Genomic DNA, 17,926 nt, shown 5'->3' on the forward strand with positions numbered 1-17,926 from the left:
TGAATTGCTGAGTCCGGAGACCATCTGAATATGCCCCGCGCAGGTTTTCTGCTCACCCGCCACTGGCGCGACAGCCCGCATGGCAGCGAAATTATCCTCTGGCTTGCCACCGATGCCGGCGCGCAGCGCGTGGTGCTGCCGGTGCAGGAGTCTGTCGCGTTTATTCCTGAAGAATTTCAGGCGCAGGTCAGCGAATTACTTAAAGATGAACGTCAGTTTCGGATTCAGTCGCTAGCGCTGAAAGATTTCCGCCGCCGTCCGGTTTTTGGTCTCTATTGCCCGCAGAATCGTCAGCTACAGCGCATCGAAAAACGGCTGCGTGAACAGGGCATTCCGGTCTATGAGGCGGATATCCGTCCGCCGGAGCGCTACCTGATGGAGCGTTTTATTACCGCCCCGGTCTGGTTTGACGGCGAGCAGCACGGCGACAGCATGATTAATGCGCGGCTCAAACCTCATCCCGACTATCGCCCGCCGCTGAAATGGGTCTCGCTGGACATTGAAACCACGCAGCACGGCGAGCTTTACTGCATCGGGCTGGAGGGGTGCGGTCAGCGCCAGGTCTTTATGCTCGGCCCGCCAAACGGTGATGCCAGCATGCTGGATTTTGAGCTGATCTATCTCGACAGCCGCCCGCAACTGCTTGAAGCACTGAACCAGTGGTTTGCAGAGCATGACCCGGACGTGTTGATTGGCTGGAACGTGGTGCAGTTTGACCTGCGGGTGCTGCAAAAGCATGCCGATCGCTATGGTATTCCGTTGCGTCTTGGCCGCCAGCAGGCCGCGCTGGAGTGGCGTGAACATGGCTTCAAGCCCGGCGTTTTTTTCGCTCAGGCCAGCGGTCGGTTAATTATCGATGGCATCGACGCACTGAAATCGGCGTTCTGGGATTTCCCGTCGTTCAGCCTGGAGTCGGTGTCGCAACAGCTGCTGGGTGAAGGGAAAGCGATTGATAATCCCTGGCAGCGAATGGAGGAGATCAACTGGCGCTTTGCCAACGATAAACCGGCGCTGGCACGCTATAACCTGAAAGACTGCGAGCTGGTGACGCGCATTTTTCACAAAACCGCGATTATGCCGTTTCTGCTGGAACGCGCGGCGGTGAATGGCCTTGCGGTCGATCGCCACGGCGGTTCGGTGGCGGCCTTTGGTCATCTTTATATTCCGCGGATGCATCGCGCCGGATTTGTCGCCCCGAACATGGGTGATGTCGCCCCGGAAGCGAGTCCGGGCGGCTATGTGATGGATTCGCGCCCCGGCCTGTATGACTCGGTGCTGGTGCTGGATTACAAAAGCCTCTATCCGTCGATTATCCGCACCTTCCTGATCGACCCGGTGGGTCTGGTAGAGGGACTGGCCCATCCTGATGATGCCGATTCAGTCGAAGGTTTCCGCGAAGCGCGTTTTTCACGGCATACCCACTGTCTGCCCGCGATTGTTGAGCAGATCTGGCTGGGTCGTGAAGCGGCGAAAAAGCAGAACAACCAGCCGCTGTCTCAGGCACTGAAGATCATCATGAATGCCTTTTACGGCGTGCTGGGCACCAGCGCCTGCCGCTTCTTTGATCCGCGTCTCGCCTCCTCAATTACCCTGCGCGGTCACGCCATCATGCAGCAGACCCGCGCACTGATTGAGGCGGAAGGCTACGACGTTATCTATGGCGACACCGACTCCACGTTTGTCTGGCTGAAGTCCGCCCACAGCGAAGAGCAGGCCGCCGCGATTGGTCAGCAGCTGGTGCAGAAAGTGAATGCCTGGTGGCGAGCCCACCTGCAGCAAACCCAGGGGCTGACCAGCGCACTGGAACTGGAGTATGAAAGCCACTTCTGCCGCTTCCTGATGCCAACCATTCGCGGCGCGGAACAGGGCAGCAAGAAACGCTACGCCGGACTGATTCGTGACGCTGCCGGTGAGCGCATGGTCTTCAAGGGGCTGGAATCGGTACGAACCGACTGGACGCCGCTGGCCAAACAGTTTCAGCAGCAGCTCTACCATCGCATTTTTCACCGTGAGCCGTGGCAGGACTACATCCGCACGACCGTAGCGCAGTTGCTGGCCGGTGAACTCGACGATCAGCTGATCTACAAAAAGCGTCTGCGGCGGCCGCTGAATGAATATGAACGAAACGTGCCCCCGCATGTGCGTGCCGCCCGGCTGGCCGATGAGCAGAATCGTAAATTAAACCGGCCATTGCAGTACCAGAAGGGAGGCCGTATTCGTTACGTTATGGCGACGGCAGGTCCGGAACCACTGGAAGCGCGCCGCACGCCACTGGACTATGACCACTACGTGACGAAGCAACTTCAGCCGATCGCAGAGGGGATTCTGCCCTTTGTTGAAGGGGATTTTGCTACACTGATTACAGGGCAACTGGGGCTTTTTTGACAGGTGACGAACGCCCTGCCATCCAGTACCATAGCGCCCTTCCTGAAACTCACCGCTCTTACTCCCGCTCCAGATCTCGTTTGTCTGGCGGTAGCGCTATTGCCTGAGCTTTGGGAACACCTCTAAAAACGTTAAAATTTGAGCAAAAAAATATGGTTTTTACATTAGGTCAGCGCTGGATTAGTGATACGGAAAGTGAGCTGGGACTGGGCACCGTGGTGGCGATCGATACCCGCATGATTACCCTGCTGTTTCCGGCCACGGGGGAAAACCGCCTCTACGCCCGCAACGATTCGCCGGTTACCCGCGTCATCTTTAATCCGGGTGATACCATCACCAGTCACGAAGGCTGGCAGATGCGCGTCGATGAAGTACGCAACGAAAATGACCTGATGACCTATATCGGTACCCGGCTGGACACCGAAGAAAGCGACGTGATGCTGCGCGAAGTCATGCTCGACAGCAAGCTGGTGTTCAGTAAGCCGCAGGATCGCCTGTTTGCCGGCCAGCTTGACCGGATGGATCGTTTCGCCCTCCGCTTCCGCGCCCGTAAATACCAGAGCGAGCAATATCGTCTGCCTATCAGCGGCTTACGCGGTATGCGCACCAACCTGATCCCTCACCAGTTGCATATCGCCCATGATGTGGGTCGCCGCCATGCGCCGCGCGTGCTGCTGGCCGATGAAGTTGGCCTGGGTAAAACCATTGAAGCCGGGATGATCATCCAGCAGCAGCTGCTGGCGGGTCGTGCTGAGCGTGTCCTGATCGTGGTGCCTGAAACCTTACAGCACCAGTGGCTGGTCGAAATGCTGCGCCGCTTCAACCTGCGCTTTGCGCTGTTTGATGACGATCGCTATACCGAAGCGCAGCACGACAGTGACAACCCGTTTGAAACGGAGCAGCTGATTATCTGCTCGCTGGACTTTGTGCGCCGTAACAAACAGCGCCTTGAGATGCTGGCCGATGCCGAATGGGATCTGCTGGTGGTGGATGAAGCGCACCATCTGGCCTGGTCAGAAGGCGAGCCAAGCCGCGAATATCAGGTTATCGAAAAGCTGGCGGAGAAAACTGCTGGCGTTCTGCTGCTGACTGCAACACCAGAACAGCTGGGTATGGAGAGCCACTTCGCCCGTCTGCGCCTGCTCGACCCGGACCGTTTCCATGACTTTGCCGCCTTTGTTGAAGAGCAGCAGCATTTCCGCCCGATTGCCGATGCTGTCACAGCACTGCTGGCAGACAAGGCAATCTCCCAGGAGGAGATGAACCGAATCAACGATCTGGTCGGCGAGCAGGACATTGAGCCGCTGCTACAGGTCGCCAACAGCGATCGTGACGGCAAGCTGGAAGCGCGTCAGGAGCTGATATCCATGCTGATGGACCGCCACGGCACCAGTCGCGTACTGTTCCGAAACACCCGTAATGGAGTTAAAGGCTTCCCGAAACGCGAACTGCATCAGATCCGCCTGCCGCTGCCAGCGCAGTATCAGACGGCGATTAAAGTTTCCGGCATCATGGGCGCGCGCAAAAGCGCAGAAGAGCGGGCGCGTGACCTGCTCTACCCGGAACAGATTTATCAGGAATTTGAAGGTGACAGCGGCACCTGGTGGAACTTCGATCCGCGCGTGGAATGGCTGATGGGCTATCTCACCACTAACCGTAAAGAGAAGGTGCTGGTGATCTGTGCCAAAGCGGCCACCGCGCTGCAGCTGGAGCAGGTACTGCGCGAGCGCGAAGGTATCCGCGCCGCGGTGTTCCACGAGGGGCTGTCGATCATTGAGCGCGACCGCGCCGCGGCCTGGTTTGCCTCAGAAGAGAACGGCGCTCAGGTGCTGCTTTGCTCTGAGATCGGTTCAGAGGGCCGCAACTTCCAGTTTGCCAGCCGTCTGGTGATGTTCGACCTGCCGTTTAACCCGGACCTGCTGGAACAGCGTATCGGTCGTCTGGATCGTATCGGTCAGGCGCACGACATTCAGGTTCTGGTACCGTGGCTGGAGCAGACCGCACAGGCGGTGCTGCTGCGCTGGTATCACGAAGGGCTGGACGCGTTTGAACACACCTGCCCGACCGGCCGCACCATCTATGACAGCGTTCATTCACAGCTGATCGGCTATCTGGCCGCGCCGGAAAACAATGAAGGCTTCGATGCGTTTATCACTGACTGCCGTAAACAGCACGACGCGCTGAAATCGCAGCTGGAACAGGGTCGTGATCGCCTGCTGGAGCTGAACTCTAACGGGGGTGAATCGGCGCAGTTGCTGGCCAATGCCATCAGCGAGCAGGATAACGACACCGGCCTGGTGAACTTCGCGCTCAACCTCTTTGATATCGTCGGCATCAATCAGGAAGATCGCAGCGATAATCTGATTGTGCTGACCCCTTCCGACCACATGCTGGTGCCTGATTTCCCTGGTTTGCCGGAAGATGGCTGCACCATCACCTTTAACCGCGATCAGGCGCTGTCGCGCGAGGATACCCAGTTTATTACCTGGGAACACCCGCTGATTCGTAACGGACTGGATCTGATCCTGTCAGGCGATACCGGCAGCAGCGCACTGTCACTACTTAAGAACAAGGCGCTGCCGGTGGGGACCCTGCTGGTTGAGCTGATCTATGTCGTTGAAGCGCAGGCACCGAAGCATCTGCAACTGACCCGTTTCCTGCCACCGACGCCAATCCGTCTGCTGATGGATACCAAAGGCACCAACCTGGCGGGAAAAGTGGAGTTCGAAAGCTTTAACCGTCAGCTGAATGCCGTTAACCGTCATACCGCCAGTAAACTGGTGAATGCGGTGCAGCAGGATGTGCATGCGATTCTGACGCAGGCCGAAGAGAGTGTGGTCAGCGAAGCGCGCGCGGTGATCGATGCGGCACGTGCTGAAGCGAACGAGAAGCTGGGTGCCGAGCTTTCGCGTCTTAACGCGCTGAAAGCCGTCAACCCGAACATCCGCGACGATGAAGTCGAGGCACTGGAAAGCAATCGCGAACAGGTGCTGGAAAGTCTCGATCAGGCTAACTGGCGTCTCGACGCGCTGCGCCTGATTGTGGTGACACACCAGTAAGCTCAGGGGCCACTGGCCCCTTATTTTTGGAAAGCCCCATGGAACCTTACAATCCACCGCGTGAACCCTGGCTGCACATCCTTTATCAGGATGCACACATCATGGTCGTGAACAAACCCAGCGGTCTGCTCTCGGTACCCGGTCGTCTGGATGAGCACAAAGATAGCGTGATGACGCGGATACAGCGTGATTTCCCGCAGGCAGAATCCGTTCACCGGCTCGATATGGCGACCAGCGGCGTAATGGTGGTGGCGCTGACCAAAGCGGCTGAACGCGAGCTGAAGCGCCAGTTCCGTGAGCGCGAGCCTTCCAAAACCTACGTGGCCTGCATCTGGGGGCATCCGGAGAAGGAAGAAGGACTGGTTGATCTGCCGCTGATTTGTGACTGGCCAAATCGTCCAAAGCAGATGGTTTGCTTCGAGACCGGCAAAGCCGCGCAGACGGAGTATCAGGTGCTGGAATATCGTGCGGATAACTGTGCGCGCCTGTTGCTGAAGCCGATTACCGGCCGTTCACACCAGCTGCGGGTGCATATGCTGGCGCTGGGCCATCCGATTCTGGGGGATAACTTCTATGCGCATCCGGAGGCTAAAGCGATGGCAGCCCGTTTGCTGCTGCATGCAGAGTCACTGACCATTACCCATCCGGCATTTGGTAATGCCATGACGTTTCGCCAGCCCGCCGATTTTTGAAATCTACTGCCTGTCACCGTGGCCTCCTCTGTTGCAGAAGAGGCCAGGAGACATAGTGATTACTTAAAGCCTTTCTCTTTGCGAATCAGATCGTACGCTGCCTGAATTTCCTGCGCTTTCTGCTTCGCCATCTCCATCATCTCTGGCGGCAGCCCTTTCGCCACCAGCTTGTCAGGATGATGCTCGCTCATGAGTTTACGGTACGCGCGTTTAATCGTGGTGGCGTCATCGCTGCTCTTCACGCCCAGCACGCTACAGGCATCTTCCAGCGTTGGGCCGCGTTGCGCCTGCTGGAAACCGCCCGAACTGCGCTGACCACCGCCAAACTGCTGGCCACCCTCCATCATGCGCAGGAACTGATCGAACTGGACACGCGAAATGCCCAGCTCTTCAGCAATCACATAGAGCACCTGACGTTCGTTGGGATGCAGTGAGCCGTCGGCAAAGGCGGCCTGAATCTGGATCTCCAGGAACATCCGGATCAGATCGAACCGGCCAAAACAGGCGCTGCGCAGTTCACGCAATTTACTGCGTAACGGGTAATCCGCCTGCTTGCCTTCGCGGAACGCGCGCTGGGCTGCACTGCGGGAGTCACCATGCAGCTGCATCCGTTCCATTAGCAGCGAAGCAATCTGAATATCCGCTTCCGTGACGCGCCCTTTTGACTTGGTCAGATGGCCCATCACCTGAAAGGTGGTGCTGAAAAACAGCGTCTGTCGGGTCTGATTATTTGAGAAGTAAGCCTTGCCTTGCGCACCGCGTACTTTGTCAATCATATGGCCAATGATCAAGCCAATCACAATACCCCAAAAGCCTGCGCCGGAAAGTAATCCCACCGCCAGACCCATAACTTTTCCCCAGTAGCGCATAAACTCCTCAATTCGCCATGCTTGCGGCTGAAAATTGCATTATCATACCTGTCATTTATCTCAGCGCCTAACGGCAACGCTGACAGACCAGGATTAACACTGGCACAACGCCGGGCAGTAAGTTAGTCTCTGACCCGATTGTCGGCATGATGCCAGTTTTCATGGAATTCTCGATACCGCGTATGAAAAAACATATACCTACCCTGCTGGCCACACTGATCGGCGCAGCCATTAGCCAGCAAGCCTTTGCCGACGATTTGATGTCGCAGTGTATGTTAGGCGTGCCGAGTTATAACCGCCCGCTGGTGAACGGTAATACGAACCAGCTGCCTGTCACCATTCACTCTGATGCCGCGAAAGGGAACTATCCCGATGATGCGGTCTTCACCGGCAATGTAAACATTGAGCAGGGCAACAGCCGTATGCAGGCGGATGAAGTTCAGCTTCATCAGCGTCAGCAGGAAGGCCAGACCGCGCCAGTGCGTACCGTCGATGCCCTGGGTAATGTGCACTACGATGACAATCAGGTCATCCTGAAAGGTCCGAAAGCCTGGTCAAACCTCAACAGCAAAGATACCAACGTCTGGAATGGCCAATACCAGATGGTGGATCGTCAGGGACGCGGGACTGCAGACCAGATGAAGCTGCGCGGCGATAACCGCTATACCATCCTGGAAAACGGTACATTTACGTCCTGTCTGCCTGGCTCCAACAGCTGGAGCGTAGTGGGTTCAGAAGTGATCCAGGATCGCGAAGAGGAAGTGGCGGAGATCTGGAACGCCCGCTTTAAGCTCGGTTCCGTTCCGGTGTTCTACAGCCCCTATCTGCAGTTACCGATTGGCGATCGTCGCCGGTCCGGTTTCCTGATCCCGAACGCAAAATATGGCAGCAATAATGGCTTCGAGTTCATTCTGCCCTATTACTGGAACATCGCGCCGCAGGCCGATGCGACCATCACGCCGCACTACATCAGTAAGCGCGGCATGAAGTTTGAAAATGAATTCCGTTATCTGACCACGCTGGGTGCCGGTCTGATGGAATTTGACTACCTCGGCTCCGATAAACAGTATGACAACGACAAAGCGCTGCGCGGCATCGCCGACGATGACAGCTCCGATCGCTGGCTGTTCTACTGGCGTCATGCGGGTGTTTATGACCAGCACTGGCGTTTCAACGCGGACTACACTAAGGTCAGCGACAAATATTACTTCAACGATCTCGACTCGAAGTACTACAGCTCGACTGATAACTACGCCACGCAGAAATTCAGCATAGGCTATGCCGACACTAACTGGGACGCGACGCTCTCCACTAAAGATTTCCAGGTATTCGGCAATAGCAGCAGCGATAACGTTTACCGCGCGATGCCGCAGCTGGACGTTAATCTCTATCAGAACGATATTGGCCCGTTTGATGGCCGGATCTATGCTCAGGCGGTGAAATTTACCAACGTCAGCGATCACTACCCTGAAGCGACCCGTTTGCACATTGAGCCGACGCTGAACCTGCCGCTGTCAAACGGCTGGGCCAGTCTGGATACCGAAGCGAAGTTCCTGGCGACCCACTATCAGCAGACTGACGTTGATTACTATAATAATGCGGCCAATGGCCTCAGGGGTGATCAGAGCGGCGAGCTGGATGAGTCGGTCAACCGTACCCTGCCGCAGTTTAAAGTGGATGGACGGCTGGTGTTTGACCGCGATATGAACTCGGCTGCGGGCTATACCCAGACGCTGGAACCGCGCGTACAGTACCTCTATATCCCGTACCGCAATCAAAGCAATATCTATCCCTACGACTCAACATTGCTGCAAACCGACTACACCGGTCTGTTCCGCGACCGTACTTATAGCGGGCTGGATCGCATCGCGTCAGCCAATGAAGTGGCTACCGGTGTCACCTCGCGTATTTATGATACCGATCTGGTTGAACGTTTTAACGTTTCTGTGGGTCAAATCTACTCGTTTACCCCTTCTCGTACTGGTGTGAATCAAACCAGTAAAGAAGATGATACCGGCAGCCTGATTTGGGCTGGTGATACATACTGGAAAATCAGCGATCGCTGGGGCGTCAGAGGTGGGCTGCAATATGACACCAAACTCGACAACGTCTCCCAGGGCAATACCGTACTGGAATACCGTCGTGATGCCGACCGTATGGTGCAACTGAGCTACCGTTACAGCAGCCCGGAATATGTGGCAACGGCGCTGAACAACAGTGCGCTGGTGACAAATCCTATCTTTAAAAACGGGATTTCACAGGTGGGCACTACGGCCAGCTGGCCGATTGCGGATGCATGGTCCGTGGTAGGCGCTTACTACTACGATACCCGCAACACGCGTCCGGCGTCGCAGCTGGTTGGACTGCAATACAGTTCATGCTGTTACGCGATCCGGGTCGGTTACGAACGCAAAATTAACGGCTGGGAAAACAACGACAGTAAATATGACAACCAAATCTCATTCAACATTGAGCTGCGTGGTCTGAGTTCTAACTATGGCTTAGGCACCAACGATATGCTGCGTCAGGGCATTATCCCTTACCAGCCCGCTTTCTGATGTTGTGATGTTTGACAGGCAATCCCGCAGTGCGGAACCAACAATGGATAAAGTATGAAGAACTGGAGAATGCTGATTCTTGGTGTGGCAATCAGTGCTAACACCGCGTTCGCAGCACCACAAGTCGTTGATAAAGTTGCAGCCGTGGTCAATAACGGCGTGGTTCTTGAGAGTGACGTGGACGGCATGATGGGCACGGTTAAATCTCAGGCCCAGCAGGCAGGTCAGCAGTTGCCGGATGATAAAACGTTGCGCCATCAGATTCTGGAACGTCAGATCATGGACAACATCATTCTGCAGATGGGTGAAAAAGCGGGGATCCAGATCAGCGACGAGCAACTGGACCAGGCGATTCAGAACATCGCTGCGCAGAACAGGATGAGCCTTGATCAGTTGCGCAGTCGTCTGGCTTATGACGGCATGAATTACAGCGTTTATCGTTCTCAGATCCGTAAAGAGATGACCATTGCTGAAGTGCGCAATAACGAAGTGCGTCGTCGCGTCACCATTCTGCCGCAGGAAGTCGATACGCTGGCTAACCAGATCGGTTCTCAGAACAGTCAGGGGACAGAACTGAACGTCAGCCATATTCTGCTGCCGCTGCCGGAAAACCCGACGCAGCAGCAGGTTGATGAGCAGGAAACACTGGCGAAACAGCTGGTTGGCGAACTGAAAAATGGCGCGGACTTCGGCAAGATGGCCGTAACCTACTCTGCTGACTCTCAGGCGCTGAAAGGCGGCAACATGGGCTGGGGCAAAATCGAAGAGTTACCAACCCTGTTTGCGCAGGCGCTGGCGACCGCGAAAAAAGGCGATATCGTCGGACCCGTTCGCTCAGGTGTCGGCTTCCATATCCTGAAAGTGAATGACCTGCGTGGCGAGAGCAAAAATGTCTCTGTCACCGAAGTGCATTCGCGTCACATTCTGCTGAAGCCATCGCCGATTCTCACAGATGAACAGGCACGCGCGCAGCTGGAACAGATCGCGGCTGACATCCGCAGTGGCAAAACCACTTTCGCCGCGGCGGCCAAACAGTACTCTGATGACCCGGGTTCGGCGAACCAGGGCGGCGATCTCGGCTGGACCTCTCCGGAAGTCTTTGATCCGGCGTTTCGTGACGCACTGCTGCGCCTGAAAAAAGGTCAGACGAGTCAGCCAGTTCACTCCTCTTTCGGCTGGCATCTGATTCAGTTGCTGGATACCCGTCAGGTGGATAAAACCGATGCAGCCCAGAAAGAGCGTGCTTACCGTATGCTGTTTAACCGTAAGTTCGCAGAAGAAGCACAGACCTGGATGCAGGAACAACGCGCCAGTGCCTACGTGAAGATTCTGGATGGCAATGCGCAGTAATGCCCGTGTAGTGATCACCCCCGGCGAACCTGCCGGGATTGGTCCCGATCTTACTGTTCAGCTGGCCCAGCAGTCGTGGCCGGTTGAACTGGTAGTCTGCGCCTCACCTGCCCTGTTGCAGCAGCGTGCGGCACAACTCGGTTTGCCGCTGGCCCTGCGTCCCTATCAGCCTGGCATGGCAGCATTGCCGCAGCAGGCGGGTACGCTGACTATCCTGCCCATCGAAACGGCAGCGCCGGTCACGCCCGGCGAGCTTTGCGTCGCCAACAGCGACTATGTGCTGGCCACCCTGGCGCGCGCCTGTGACGGTTGTCTCGATGGTGAGTTCACTGCCCTGATTACCGGCCCGGTGCACAAAGGCGTCATCAATGATGCCGGCATCGCCTTTACCGGCCATACCGAATTCTTCGCCGATCGCGCGGGCGGCCATCGTGTCGTGATGATGCTGGCGACAGAAGAGCTGCGCGTCGCACTGGCAACTACCCATCTGCCGCTGAAAGATGTCCCCGCTGCGGTAACCCGCGACTGTCTGCATGAAGTGATTACGATTCTGCATCGTGATCTGCAGCAGAAGTTTGCCATTGCCGAGCCGCATATTTACGTCTGTGGTCTTAATCCTCATGCGGGCGAAAGCGGCCACATGGGTCGGGAAGAGATCGAGACCATCACGCCGGCACTCAATGAACTGCGTCAGCAGGGCATTAACCTGACCGGCCCGCTGCCTGCGGATACCCTTTTTCAGCCTAAATATCTGCAATATGCCGATGCGGTGCTGGCGATGTATCACGACCAGGGCCTGCCGGTACTCAAATTCCAGGGGTTTGGCCGGGCGGTGAATATCACCCTGGGCCTGCCCTTTATCCGGACTTCAGTTGACCATGGCACTGCGCTTGAACTCGCTGGTCTGGGTCAGGCTGAACCGGGCAGCTTCATCACGGCGCTTAACCTCGCCATCACTATGATCAAGAGCAGTAATGAATAATCGCGTCCATCAGGGGCACTATGCCCGTAAACGTTTCGGGCAGAACTTCCTGAACGATCAGTACATTATCGACAGCATTGTCTCCGCCATCCATCCACAGCGCGATGAAGCGCTGGTAGAGATCGGTCCGGGCCTGGGTGCCCTGACCGAACCGGTCGGCGAACGCCTCGATAAATTAACGGTGATAGAGCTGGACCGCGACCTCGCTGCGCGTCTGGAAACGCATCCGTTCCTTGGCCCTAAACTGACTATCTTCCAGCAGGATGCCATGACCTTCGACTTCGCCGCGCTGGCGCAGGAGAGAGGCCAGCCGCTGCGGGTATTTGGTAACCTGCCGTACAATATTTCGACCCCGCTGATGTTCCACCTTTTCAGCTATACTGGTTCGATCAAAGATATGCACTTCATGCTGCAGAAAGAAGTGGTCAATCGTCTGGTCGCCGGTCCGGGTAGTAAGACCTACGGTCGTCTGACGGTGATGGCGCAATATTACTGCCAGGTCATTCCGGTGCTGGAAGTGCCTCCGCACTCTTTTACACCGCCACCGAAAGTAGACTCTGCCGTGGTGCGTCTGGTGCCGTATGCCGAGCCACCATATCCGGTCAGCGATGTGCGTATTCTGAGCCGCATTACCACTGAAGCGTTCGGCCAGCGACGTAAAACGCTGCGCAACAGCCTGAGCCACATGGTGGCTGCCGGTGCGCTGGAAGAGTTATCCATAGATCCAACCCTGCGTGCCGAGAACGTCTCCGTCGCGCAATATTGTCAGCTGGCGAACTGGCTGGCCAATCATCAGGGAAAATCGCAGGAGTAAGTCATGAGTGAAACGGCCCGCGTCTCCGTCCATGTGCAAAGCCAGTACGTCGCCTCACAATCCTCACCGGATGACGATCGCTACGTCTTCGCCTATACCATTACGATACGCAATCTGGGCCGTTCCGCTGTGCAACTGCTGGGACGTTACTGGCTGATTACCAATGGTAACGGCCGCGAAACGGAGGTTCAGGGTGAAGGCGTGGTCGGTGAACAGCCATGTATTGCGCCTGGTAATGAATTTCAGTACACCAGCGGTGCGGTGATCGAAACGCCGATGGGCACCATGCAGGGACATTACGTGATGGTCGACGAACAGGGTGATACCTTCCACGTCGAGATCCCGGTGTTCCGCCTCGCCATTCAGACCCACATTCATTGATTTACACGCTTTTTGCCCGTTAAATCGGGCACCTTCCTGATGGATAAAACGTTATGAGCACATACCTGATTGGCGATGTTCACGGTTGCTACGATGAATTACGTGCGTTGCTGCAACAGGTCGATTTCAATCCTGAGCAGGATACGCTGTGGCTGACCGGCGACCTGGTGGCACGCGGTCCAGGCTCCCTTGACGTCCTGCGCTACGTGAAATCGCTGGGTGACGCGGTACGTCTGGTGCTGGGCAATCACGATTTGCATCTGCTGGCGGTTTACGCCGGGATCAGCCGTAACAAGCCTAAAGATCGCCTGACCCCCCTGCTCGAAGCGGACGATGCAGATGAGCTGATCAACTGGCTACGTCGTCAGCCGCTATTACAGGTTGATGAAGAGAAAAAACTGGTGATGGGCCACGCCGGTATCACACCGCAGTGGGATATCGAAACCGCGAAAAAGTGTGCGCGTGAAGTGGAAGCGGTTCTCGCCAGCGACAGTTATCCGCTGTTCCTGGATGCCATGTATGGCGATATGCCGAACAACTGGAGTGAGGATTTGACCGGCCTGGCGCGTCTGCGCTTTAGCACCAACGCCCTGACGCGCATGCGTTACTGCTTCCCCAACGGTCAGCTGGACATGATCTGCAAAGATGCCCCTGAATCCGCCCTTCCGCCGCTGAAACCCTGGTTTAACATCGAGGGGCCGGTTGCACGTGACTACACCATCGTGTTTGGTCACTGGGCATCACTGGAAGGCAAAGGGACACCAGACGGCATTATCGGTCTGGATACCGGCTGCTGCTGGGGCGGAACGCTAACCCTGCTGCACTGGGAAGATCAGCGTTATGTCGTGCAGCCTTCCAATCGCGAACAAGCGCTGGCCTCCAGCGACAGTCTCGCACCGCCTGCGTTATAACGGCGATGCTGGTCAGTCAGGCCAGCATCCTGTTTTATGCACCGATAATGCCGCCATCTTCGCGGGTGATCATGATCACCGACGAACGTGGACGCGGGCTGTTATTGGGAAAGTGTGAGTCACCCTCTTCACCGGGATGCTGCACATTCACGAACAGCGTTTTGTAGTCGGGCGTGAAGGTAATACCGGTAAGCTCGCACGATTTGGGGCCGACCATAAACCGGCGGATCTCTCCACTGTCAGGATCTCCCACCAGCATCTGATTATTCCCCTGCCCCTGATAATCCTCTTTGTTACTGTACTTGCCGTCGGTCAGGATCCACAAGCGCCCCTGCGCATCAAATCCCAGGCCATCCGGGCTGTTGAAGGTGTTCTCCGCCGTGATGTTAGGTGTGCCGCGATAAACCCCTTCAGGATGTGCTATCGGGTTGCCGCACAAGGCATAGATATCCCACTCAAAGGTCTGTGCAGTGGCATCGCCCTTCTCATCCCAGCGGATAATCTGACCGTAAATATTTTTTGGCCGCGGATTCGCTGCATTGACCGGCATGCCTTCATTCCCGCGCTTGTTGTTGTTGGTCAGCGTGCAGTAGGCACGACCATCGTGTGGGTTAACGGCAATCCACTCGGGCCGGTCCATCCGCGTGGCGTTAACGACATCGGCCGCCGCACGCGCATTGATCAAAACATCTGCCTGGCTATTGAATCCCTTTTCAGCGGTGAGTCCATTTTCGCCCCACTTCAGCGCCAGCCAGCGCCCGGTGCCTTTCAGCGGTGTGCCCTGCGCATCACCGTTGAACTGCGCCACATAGAGCGTGCCCTTATCCAGCAGTCCGTGATTGGCTTTAGCATCATCCGGGATGACCTTGTCGTCGGAGACATATTTATAGATATATTCGCCGCGCTCGTCGTCGCCCATATAAACCACCAGCTGGCCGGTTTTCGCGACCGTCACGGCGGCATTCTCGTGCTTAAAGCGGCCCAGCGCGGTCCGCTTTACCGGCACGGAGTGAGGATCGAAAGGATCGATTTCGACGATCCAGCCGTGACGGTTGAATTCGTTGGGATTCTTAGCGATATCGAAGCGGGGATCAAAGTCAGACCAGTTGCGCTCCGGCTCGGCGGCATTCAGGGTATAGCGCTTCTGCTGTGGGGTCGGGGTAAAGTCGGCCTGATGGGTACCAAAGTAGGTATCGTAGTTCTCTTCACAGGTGAGATAGGTGCCCCACGGCGTTTTGCCGTTGGCGCAGTTACCAAAGGTGCCCAGGACATTCATTCCCTGCGGATCGGCCGCAGTCTGCAGCGCTTTATCCCCTGCGGCCGGACCGGAGAAGCGCATCGGGGTATTGGCGGTAATGCGGCGGTTATAGTCAGAAGGACGTACCACCTGCCAGCGATTGTCCTCACCCCGTTTGACTTCAACGATGGAGATACCGTGCGCCGCCTGCGACTTTTTGACATCTTCCAGGCTGGTCGCTTTACTGCCGCCGTGGGCAAATAGCGTCGGCTCGTTCACGTATTCATTGTTAATCGCCATCACGCCACGCTGGTCATTAATCGCGAAGAAGCTCATCCCATCGTTGTTGTCACCGAACTGCTTTTCCTGATCTTCTGCGCTATTGTTGCCGTGCGGGTCAAACGCGACCGCGCCATTCACCAGCGGATCACCCCAGGAGATCAGCACGTCAGCACGATAGCCCGGTGCGACCACAACCTCATCGGCCGTAGATGCGGCAATCGCCTGAAAGCCCAGCAGTGGGCTGCCGGCAGGCTTTGTCTGCGCCAGTACGTTTCCTGAAAGCGTGAGGCTGCCGCTGAGAAAGCCGGTCAGCCCTATCGCGCCGGAACCGGCAAGAAATTTACGACGATGTGGATCACGAAGGCGGTCAGTGCTTAATGCGGAGAGTTCGGTTTTCATTATTGATTGCTTCCTTTATGACGATCCCAGAAAAGAAGCAATGCTAATGAACAGAGATGACAGCCAGGTTACAGCCAGGCGGAAAGAGGATTAACGGCGACGGTCGAGGATCTCAAAACAGTAGCTGTGAGAGTTCTGCTCATCAGCGTCGTGGAATTCGCTGAAAGTGGACTGCCATTCGTCCGGCTCGTAATCCGGGAACTGCGTATCACCTTCTACTTCCGCATCAATGTGCGTCAGATAAAGACGATCGGCACGCTTCAGCATCTGCTCATAGACGCGGCCACCGCCAATCACCATGATCTCCTCAGCGTCTCCGGCTGCCTGTAACGCCTCATCCAGCGACGTAACCCAGGTCACGCCTTCTGTGGTGCCTGGCTTACTGCTGACAACAATGTTCAGTCGTCCAGGTAACGGACGGCCAATGGATTCAAAGGTCAATCGCCCCATAATCACCGGTTTCTTCAGCGTATTGCACTTGAACCACGCCAGATCTGCAGGCAGGTCCCACGGCATGGCGTTCTCCATTCCAATAATGCGATCTGCTGCTAATGCCGCGATAAGACTAATCATGTTAACCACTCACTGAAAAAAATTGGCGCCATGATACGTAAAGGTGAAACTTTCGTCGATAGGGGGAAAGGTCTATTTGCGTAAAGCTTTTCATGATGCCGTTTTTCGCGGCCTGTGCAGCGTTTTTCACCGCGTAATCGCGTCAGTTTGCCGCAGCGCGCCAGCGACTGGCCTCAGGCTGGCACAAAAAGCGTGCGCAAAAGAAAACGGCTCCCGCAGGAGCCGTCAGGGTTATCAGAAGTCGTAGCGCAGACGCACCAGATTCATATCACCCAGGTTATCGGTGCTGGAGGTAAAGACATGTTCGTAATCAACACGGAAACCGTAGTCGAGGAACAGCGTCACACCCAGACCGTTGTCGATGCGCTGGTAATCACGGCCAGTCGCATACTCGATGCGGTCACCCATGACATAAGGCTGGATGGCTTTCAGACCGTACTGCGCCACCGGGATCTTGTAACCGGCGAAATATTCAATGCCCCACGCATCGCCAGCAAAGTAGTCATGCACATCTTTGCGTTTGGTGGTCATGAAGTTCTGATACCAGCCGCCACCGGCTGACAGCGTCCAGTTGCCTGGTGTCCAGCTCAGAGCGGTGCCGTAGATGTTCTGGTCGTAATCGCGGCTGTCGCCGTTGTTCGGATTACGCATCGCCGCGCGAGTGTAGTTCCACGCCGTGCCCCAGCTCAGATCCTCAGTGATGTGGTAATCCACGCCCAGTGAGCCGCCGCCTTTGCGCTTATAGCGCAGGCCGTTGCCTGGCAGATACTCGTTATCTTCGAACAGATAAGAAGCGTAGATATCCGCGTCGCCGAAGCTGTTTTTGTACTTCAGCTGCTTACGTGAACGGTAAGATCCATCGTAGTCGCCGTTGATTCCGTTGCCCGGTGCCTGGCCGATCATGTCGTAATCCCAGATATCCGTTTTGGCGCCCACGGTGTCATAATAGACGCTGTTCTGCTGACCAAAGGTAAGCTGACCCCAGGTTTTGCTTTTCAGACCGGTGTAGAGCTGGCGACGCGTGGTGTTATTGGCACCATCGGCATAGTGACGATCCCAGCTGAACACCGCCGGTACGTTAACACCCAGCTCGTAGTAGCTGATCCAGCTCACGTCATCAAACAGGTAATAGTCAGCGCCAAAACGGAAACGGGTGCCACCATCGAAACCGTCGCGCTTGTAGGATTTGTCATCCACGCCGGTCTGATGATTGACCTGAGCACGGATGCTGCCGCCAACATTCAGGGTAAGACGGCTAAGTGGATCGCCCGCCTGCGGATCCTGTTTCAACAGGGTAATTTCCGCCTGGCTGGCGAAAGGAAGAATAGCCATCAGTGCAGCCACTGCACTCAGAGAAAAAGTACGCATTTTCATTTTTTATTTATGTCCTGATACGCTCCAGTGATGAGCGGCAGGCATAGTACTGGCGAAAAA

13 protein-coding genes are annotated in these 17,926 nt (G+C 56.1%); 9 read left to right on the plus strand and 4 right to left on the minus strand.

The features are described 5' to 3' along the window. Window positions 1-24 precede the first annotated feature (24 nt). The 3 genes from polB to rluA all read left to right on the plus strand — a co-directional run bounded on the left by polB (window position 25) and on the right by rluA (window position 6,136). Complete coding sequence (polB, locus tag K6R05_RS15690) at window positions 25-2,385, plus strand: DNA polymerase II (protein WP_161731741.1); 2,361 nt, start codon at window positions 25-27, stop codon at window positions 2,383-2,385. A 152-nt stretch (window positions 2,386-2,537) separates the two neighbouring features. Next, the gene (gene rapA / locus K6R05_RS15695) at window positions 2,538-5,444 is read left to right on the plus strand and encodes an RNA polymerase-associated protein RapA (RefSeq protein WP_222924574.1); all 2,907 of its coding nucleotides are present in this window, start codon (window positions 2,538-2,540) and stop codon (window positions 5,442-5,444) included. A 38-nt stretch (window positions 5,445-5,482) separates the two neighbouring features. After that, window positions 5,483-6,136, plus strand: coding sequence for a bifunctional tRNA pseudouridine(32) synthase/23S rRNA pseudouridine(746) synthase RluA (gene rluA, locus K6R05_RS15700; protein WP_161731658.1), 654 nt, complete (start codon window positions 5,483-5,485; stop codon window positions 6,134-6,136). Window positions 6,137-6,195: 59 nt separating this feature from the next. Here rluA and djlA read toward each other — a convergent pair whose 3' ends face one another. After that, window positions 6,196-7,005, minus strand: a complete 810-nt coding sequence (djlA, locus tag K6R05_RS15705; protein WP_013356743.1) for a co-chaperone DjlA — start codon at window positions 7,003-7,005, stop codon at window positions 6,196-6,198. A gap of 182 nt (window positions 7,006-7,187) precedes the next feature. On the opposite strand from djlA, the gene lptD reads away from it, so the two are divergent. From lptD to apaH, 6 genes are read left to right on the plus strand one after another with little or no spacing between them, the layout of a single operon-like run. Further along, the gene (gene lptD, locus K6R05_RS15710) at window positions 7,188-9,563 is read left to right on the plus strand and encodes an LPS assembly protein LptD (protein ID WP_161731660.1); all 2,376 of its coding nucleotides are present in this window, start codon (window positions 7,188-7,190) and stop codon (window positions 9,561-9,563) included. Between the two features lie 54 nt (window positions 9,564-9,617). Continuing rightward, a complete protein-coding gene (gene surA / locus K6R05_RS15715) occupies window positions 9,618-10,913 on the plus strand; it encodes a peptidylprolyl isomerase SurA (RefSeq protein WP_161731662.1) in 1,296 nt (431 codons plus the stop codon). Continuing rightward, window positions 10,903-11,895 carry a 4-hydroxythreonine-4-phosphate dehydrogenase PdxA gene (gene pdxA / locus K6R05_RS15720; protein ID WP_222924576.1) on the plus strand — a complete coding sequence of 331 codons (993 nt, stop codon included), beginning with the start codon at window positions 10,903-10,905 and terminating at the stop codon, window positions 11,893-11,895. Before surA ends, pdxA begins: the two co-directional genes overlap by 11 nt. Further along, window positions 11,888-12,709, plus strand: coding sequence for a 16S rRNA (adenine(1518)-N(6)/adenine(1519)-N(6))-dimethyltransferase RsmA (gene rsmA, locus K6R05_RS15725; protein WP_161731666.1), 822 nt, complete (start codon window positions 11,888-11,890; stop codon window positions 12,707-12,709). Before pdxA ends, rsmA begins: the two co-directional genes overlap by 8 nt. A gap of 3 nt (window positions 12,710-12,712) precedes the next feature. After that, window positions 12,713-13,090: a Co2+/Mg2+ efflux facilitator ApaG/CorD gene (gene apaG, locus K6R05_RS15730; RefSeq protein ID WP_161731668.1), complete on the plus strand. Its 378-nt coding sequence runs from the start codon at window positions 12,713-12,715 to the stop codon at window positions 13,088-13,090. A gap of 53 nt (window positions 13,091-13,143) precedes the next feature. Then, the gene (apaH, locus tag K6R05_RS15735) at window positions 13,144-14,001 is read left to right on the plus strand and encodes a bis(5'-nucleosyl)-tetraphosphatase (symmetrical) ApaH (protein WP_161731670.1); all 858 of its coding nucleotides are present in this window, start codon (window positions 13,144-13,146) and stop codon (window positions 13,999-14,001) included. A gap of 34 nt (window positions 14,002-14,035) precedes the next feature. Here the strand turns inward: apaH and K6R05_RS15740 are convergent, their stop codons facing one another. The 3 genes from K6R05_RS15740 to K6R05_RS15750 all read right to left on the minus strand — a co-directional run bounded on the left by K6R05_RS15740 (window position 14,036) and on the right by K6R05_RS15750 (window position 17,866). Then, complete coding sequence (locus K6R05_RS15740) at window positions 14,036-15,919, minus strand: PhoX family protein (RefSeq protein WP_161731672.1); 1,884 nt, start codon at window positions 15,917-15,919, stop codon at window positions 14,036-14,038. 90 nt (window positions 15,920-16,009) lie between these two features. Further along, on the minus strand, window positions 16,010-16,492 hold the full coding sequence (gene folA / locus K6R05_RS15745) for a type 3 dihydrofolate reductase (RefSeq protein ID WP_161731674.1): 483 nt from the start codon (window positions 16,490-16,492) through the stop codon (window positions 16,010-16,012). Between the two features lie 234 nt (window positions 16,493-16,726). Next, window positions 16,727-17,866, minus strand: a complete 1,140-nt coding sequence (locus K6R05_RS15750) for a porin (RefSeq protein WP_161731676.1) — start codon at window positions 17,864-17,866, stop codon at window positions 16,727-16,729. Between the last annotated feature and the right edge of the window lie 60 nt (window positions 17,867-17,926).

Origin of the sequence: Pantoea alfalfae, assembly GCF_019880205.1 — a bacterium.
In the GTDB taxonomy this organism is placed as follows: domain Bacteria; phylum Pseudomonadota; class Gammaproteobacteria; order Enterobacterales; family Enterobacteriaceae; genus Pantoea; species Pantoea alfalfae.

Coding starts and splice junctions, on each gene's coding strand:
- rapA (WP_222924574.1), top strand. CDS start 2,538: ATGGTTTTTACATTAGGTCAGCGCTGGATTAGTGATACGGAAAGTGAG.
- rluA (WP_161731658.1), top strand. CDS start 5,483: ATGGAACCTTACAATCCACCGCGTGAACCCTGGCTGCACATCCTTTAT.
- djlA (WP_013356743.1), bottom strand. CDS start 7,005: ATGCGCTACTGGGGAAAAGTTATGGGTCTGGCGGTGGGATTACTTTCC.
- lptD (WP_161731660.1), top strand. CDS start 7,188: ATGAAAAAACATATACCTACCCTGCTGGCCACACTGATCGGCGCAGCC.
- surA (WP_161731662.1), top strand. CDS start 9,618: ATGAAGAACTGGAGAATGCTGATTCTTGGTGTGGCAATCAGTGCTAAC.
- pdxA (WP_222924576.1), top strand. CDS start 10,903: ATGCGCAGTAATGCCCGTGTAGTGATCACCCCCGGCGAACCTGCCGGG.
- rsmA (WP_161731666.1), top strand. CDS start 11,888: ATGAATAATCGCGTCCATCAGGGGCACTATGCCCGTAAACGTTTCGGG.
- apaG (WP_161731668.1), top strand. CDS start 12,713: ATGAGTGAAACGGCCCGCGTCTCCGTCCATGTGCAAAGCCAGTACGTC.
- apaH (WP_161731670.1), top strand. CDS start 13,144: ATGAGCACATACCTGATTGGCGATGTTCACGGTTGCTACGATGAATTA.
- K6R05_RS15740 (WP_161731672.1), bottom strand. CDS start 15,919: ATGAAAACCGAACTCTCCGCATTAAGCACTGACCGCCTTCGTGATCCA.
- folA (WP_161731674.1), bottom strand. CDS start 16,492: ATGATTAGTCTTATCGCGGCATTAGCAGCAGATCGCATTATTGGAATG.
- K6R05_RS15750 (WP_161731676.1), bottom strand. CDS start 17,866: ATGAAAATGCGTACTTTTTCTCTGAGTGCAGTGGCTGCACTGATGGCT.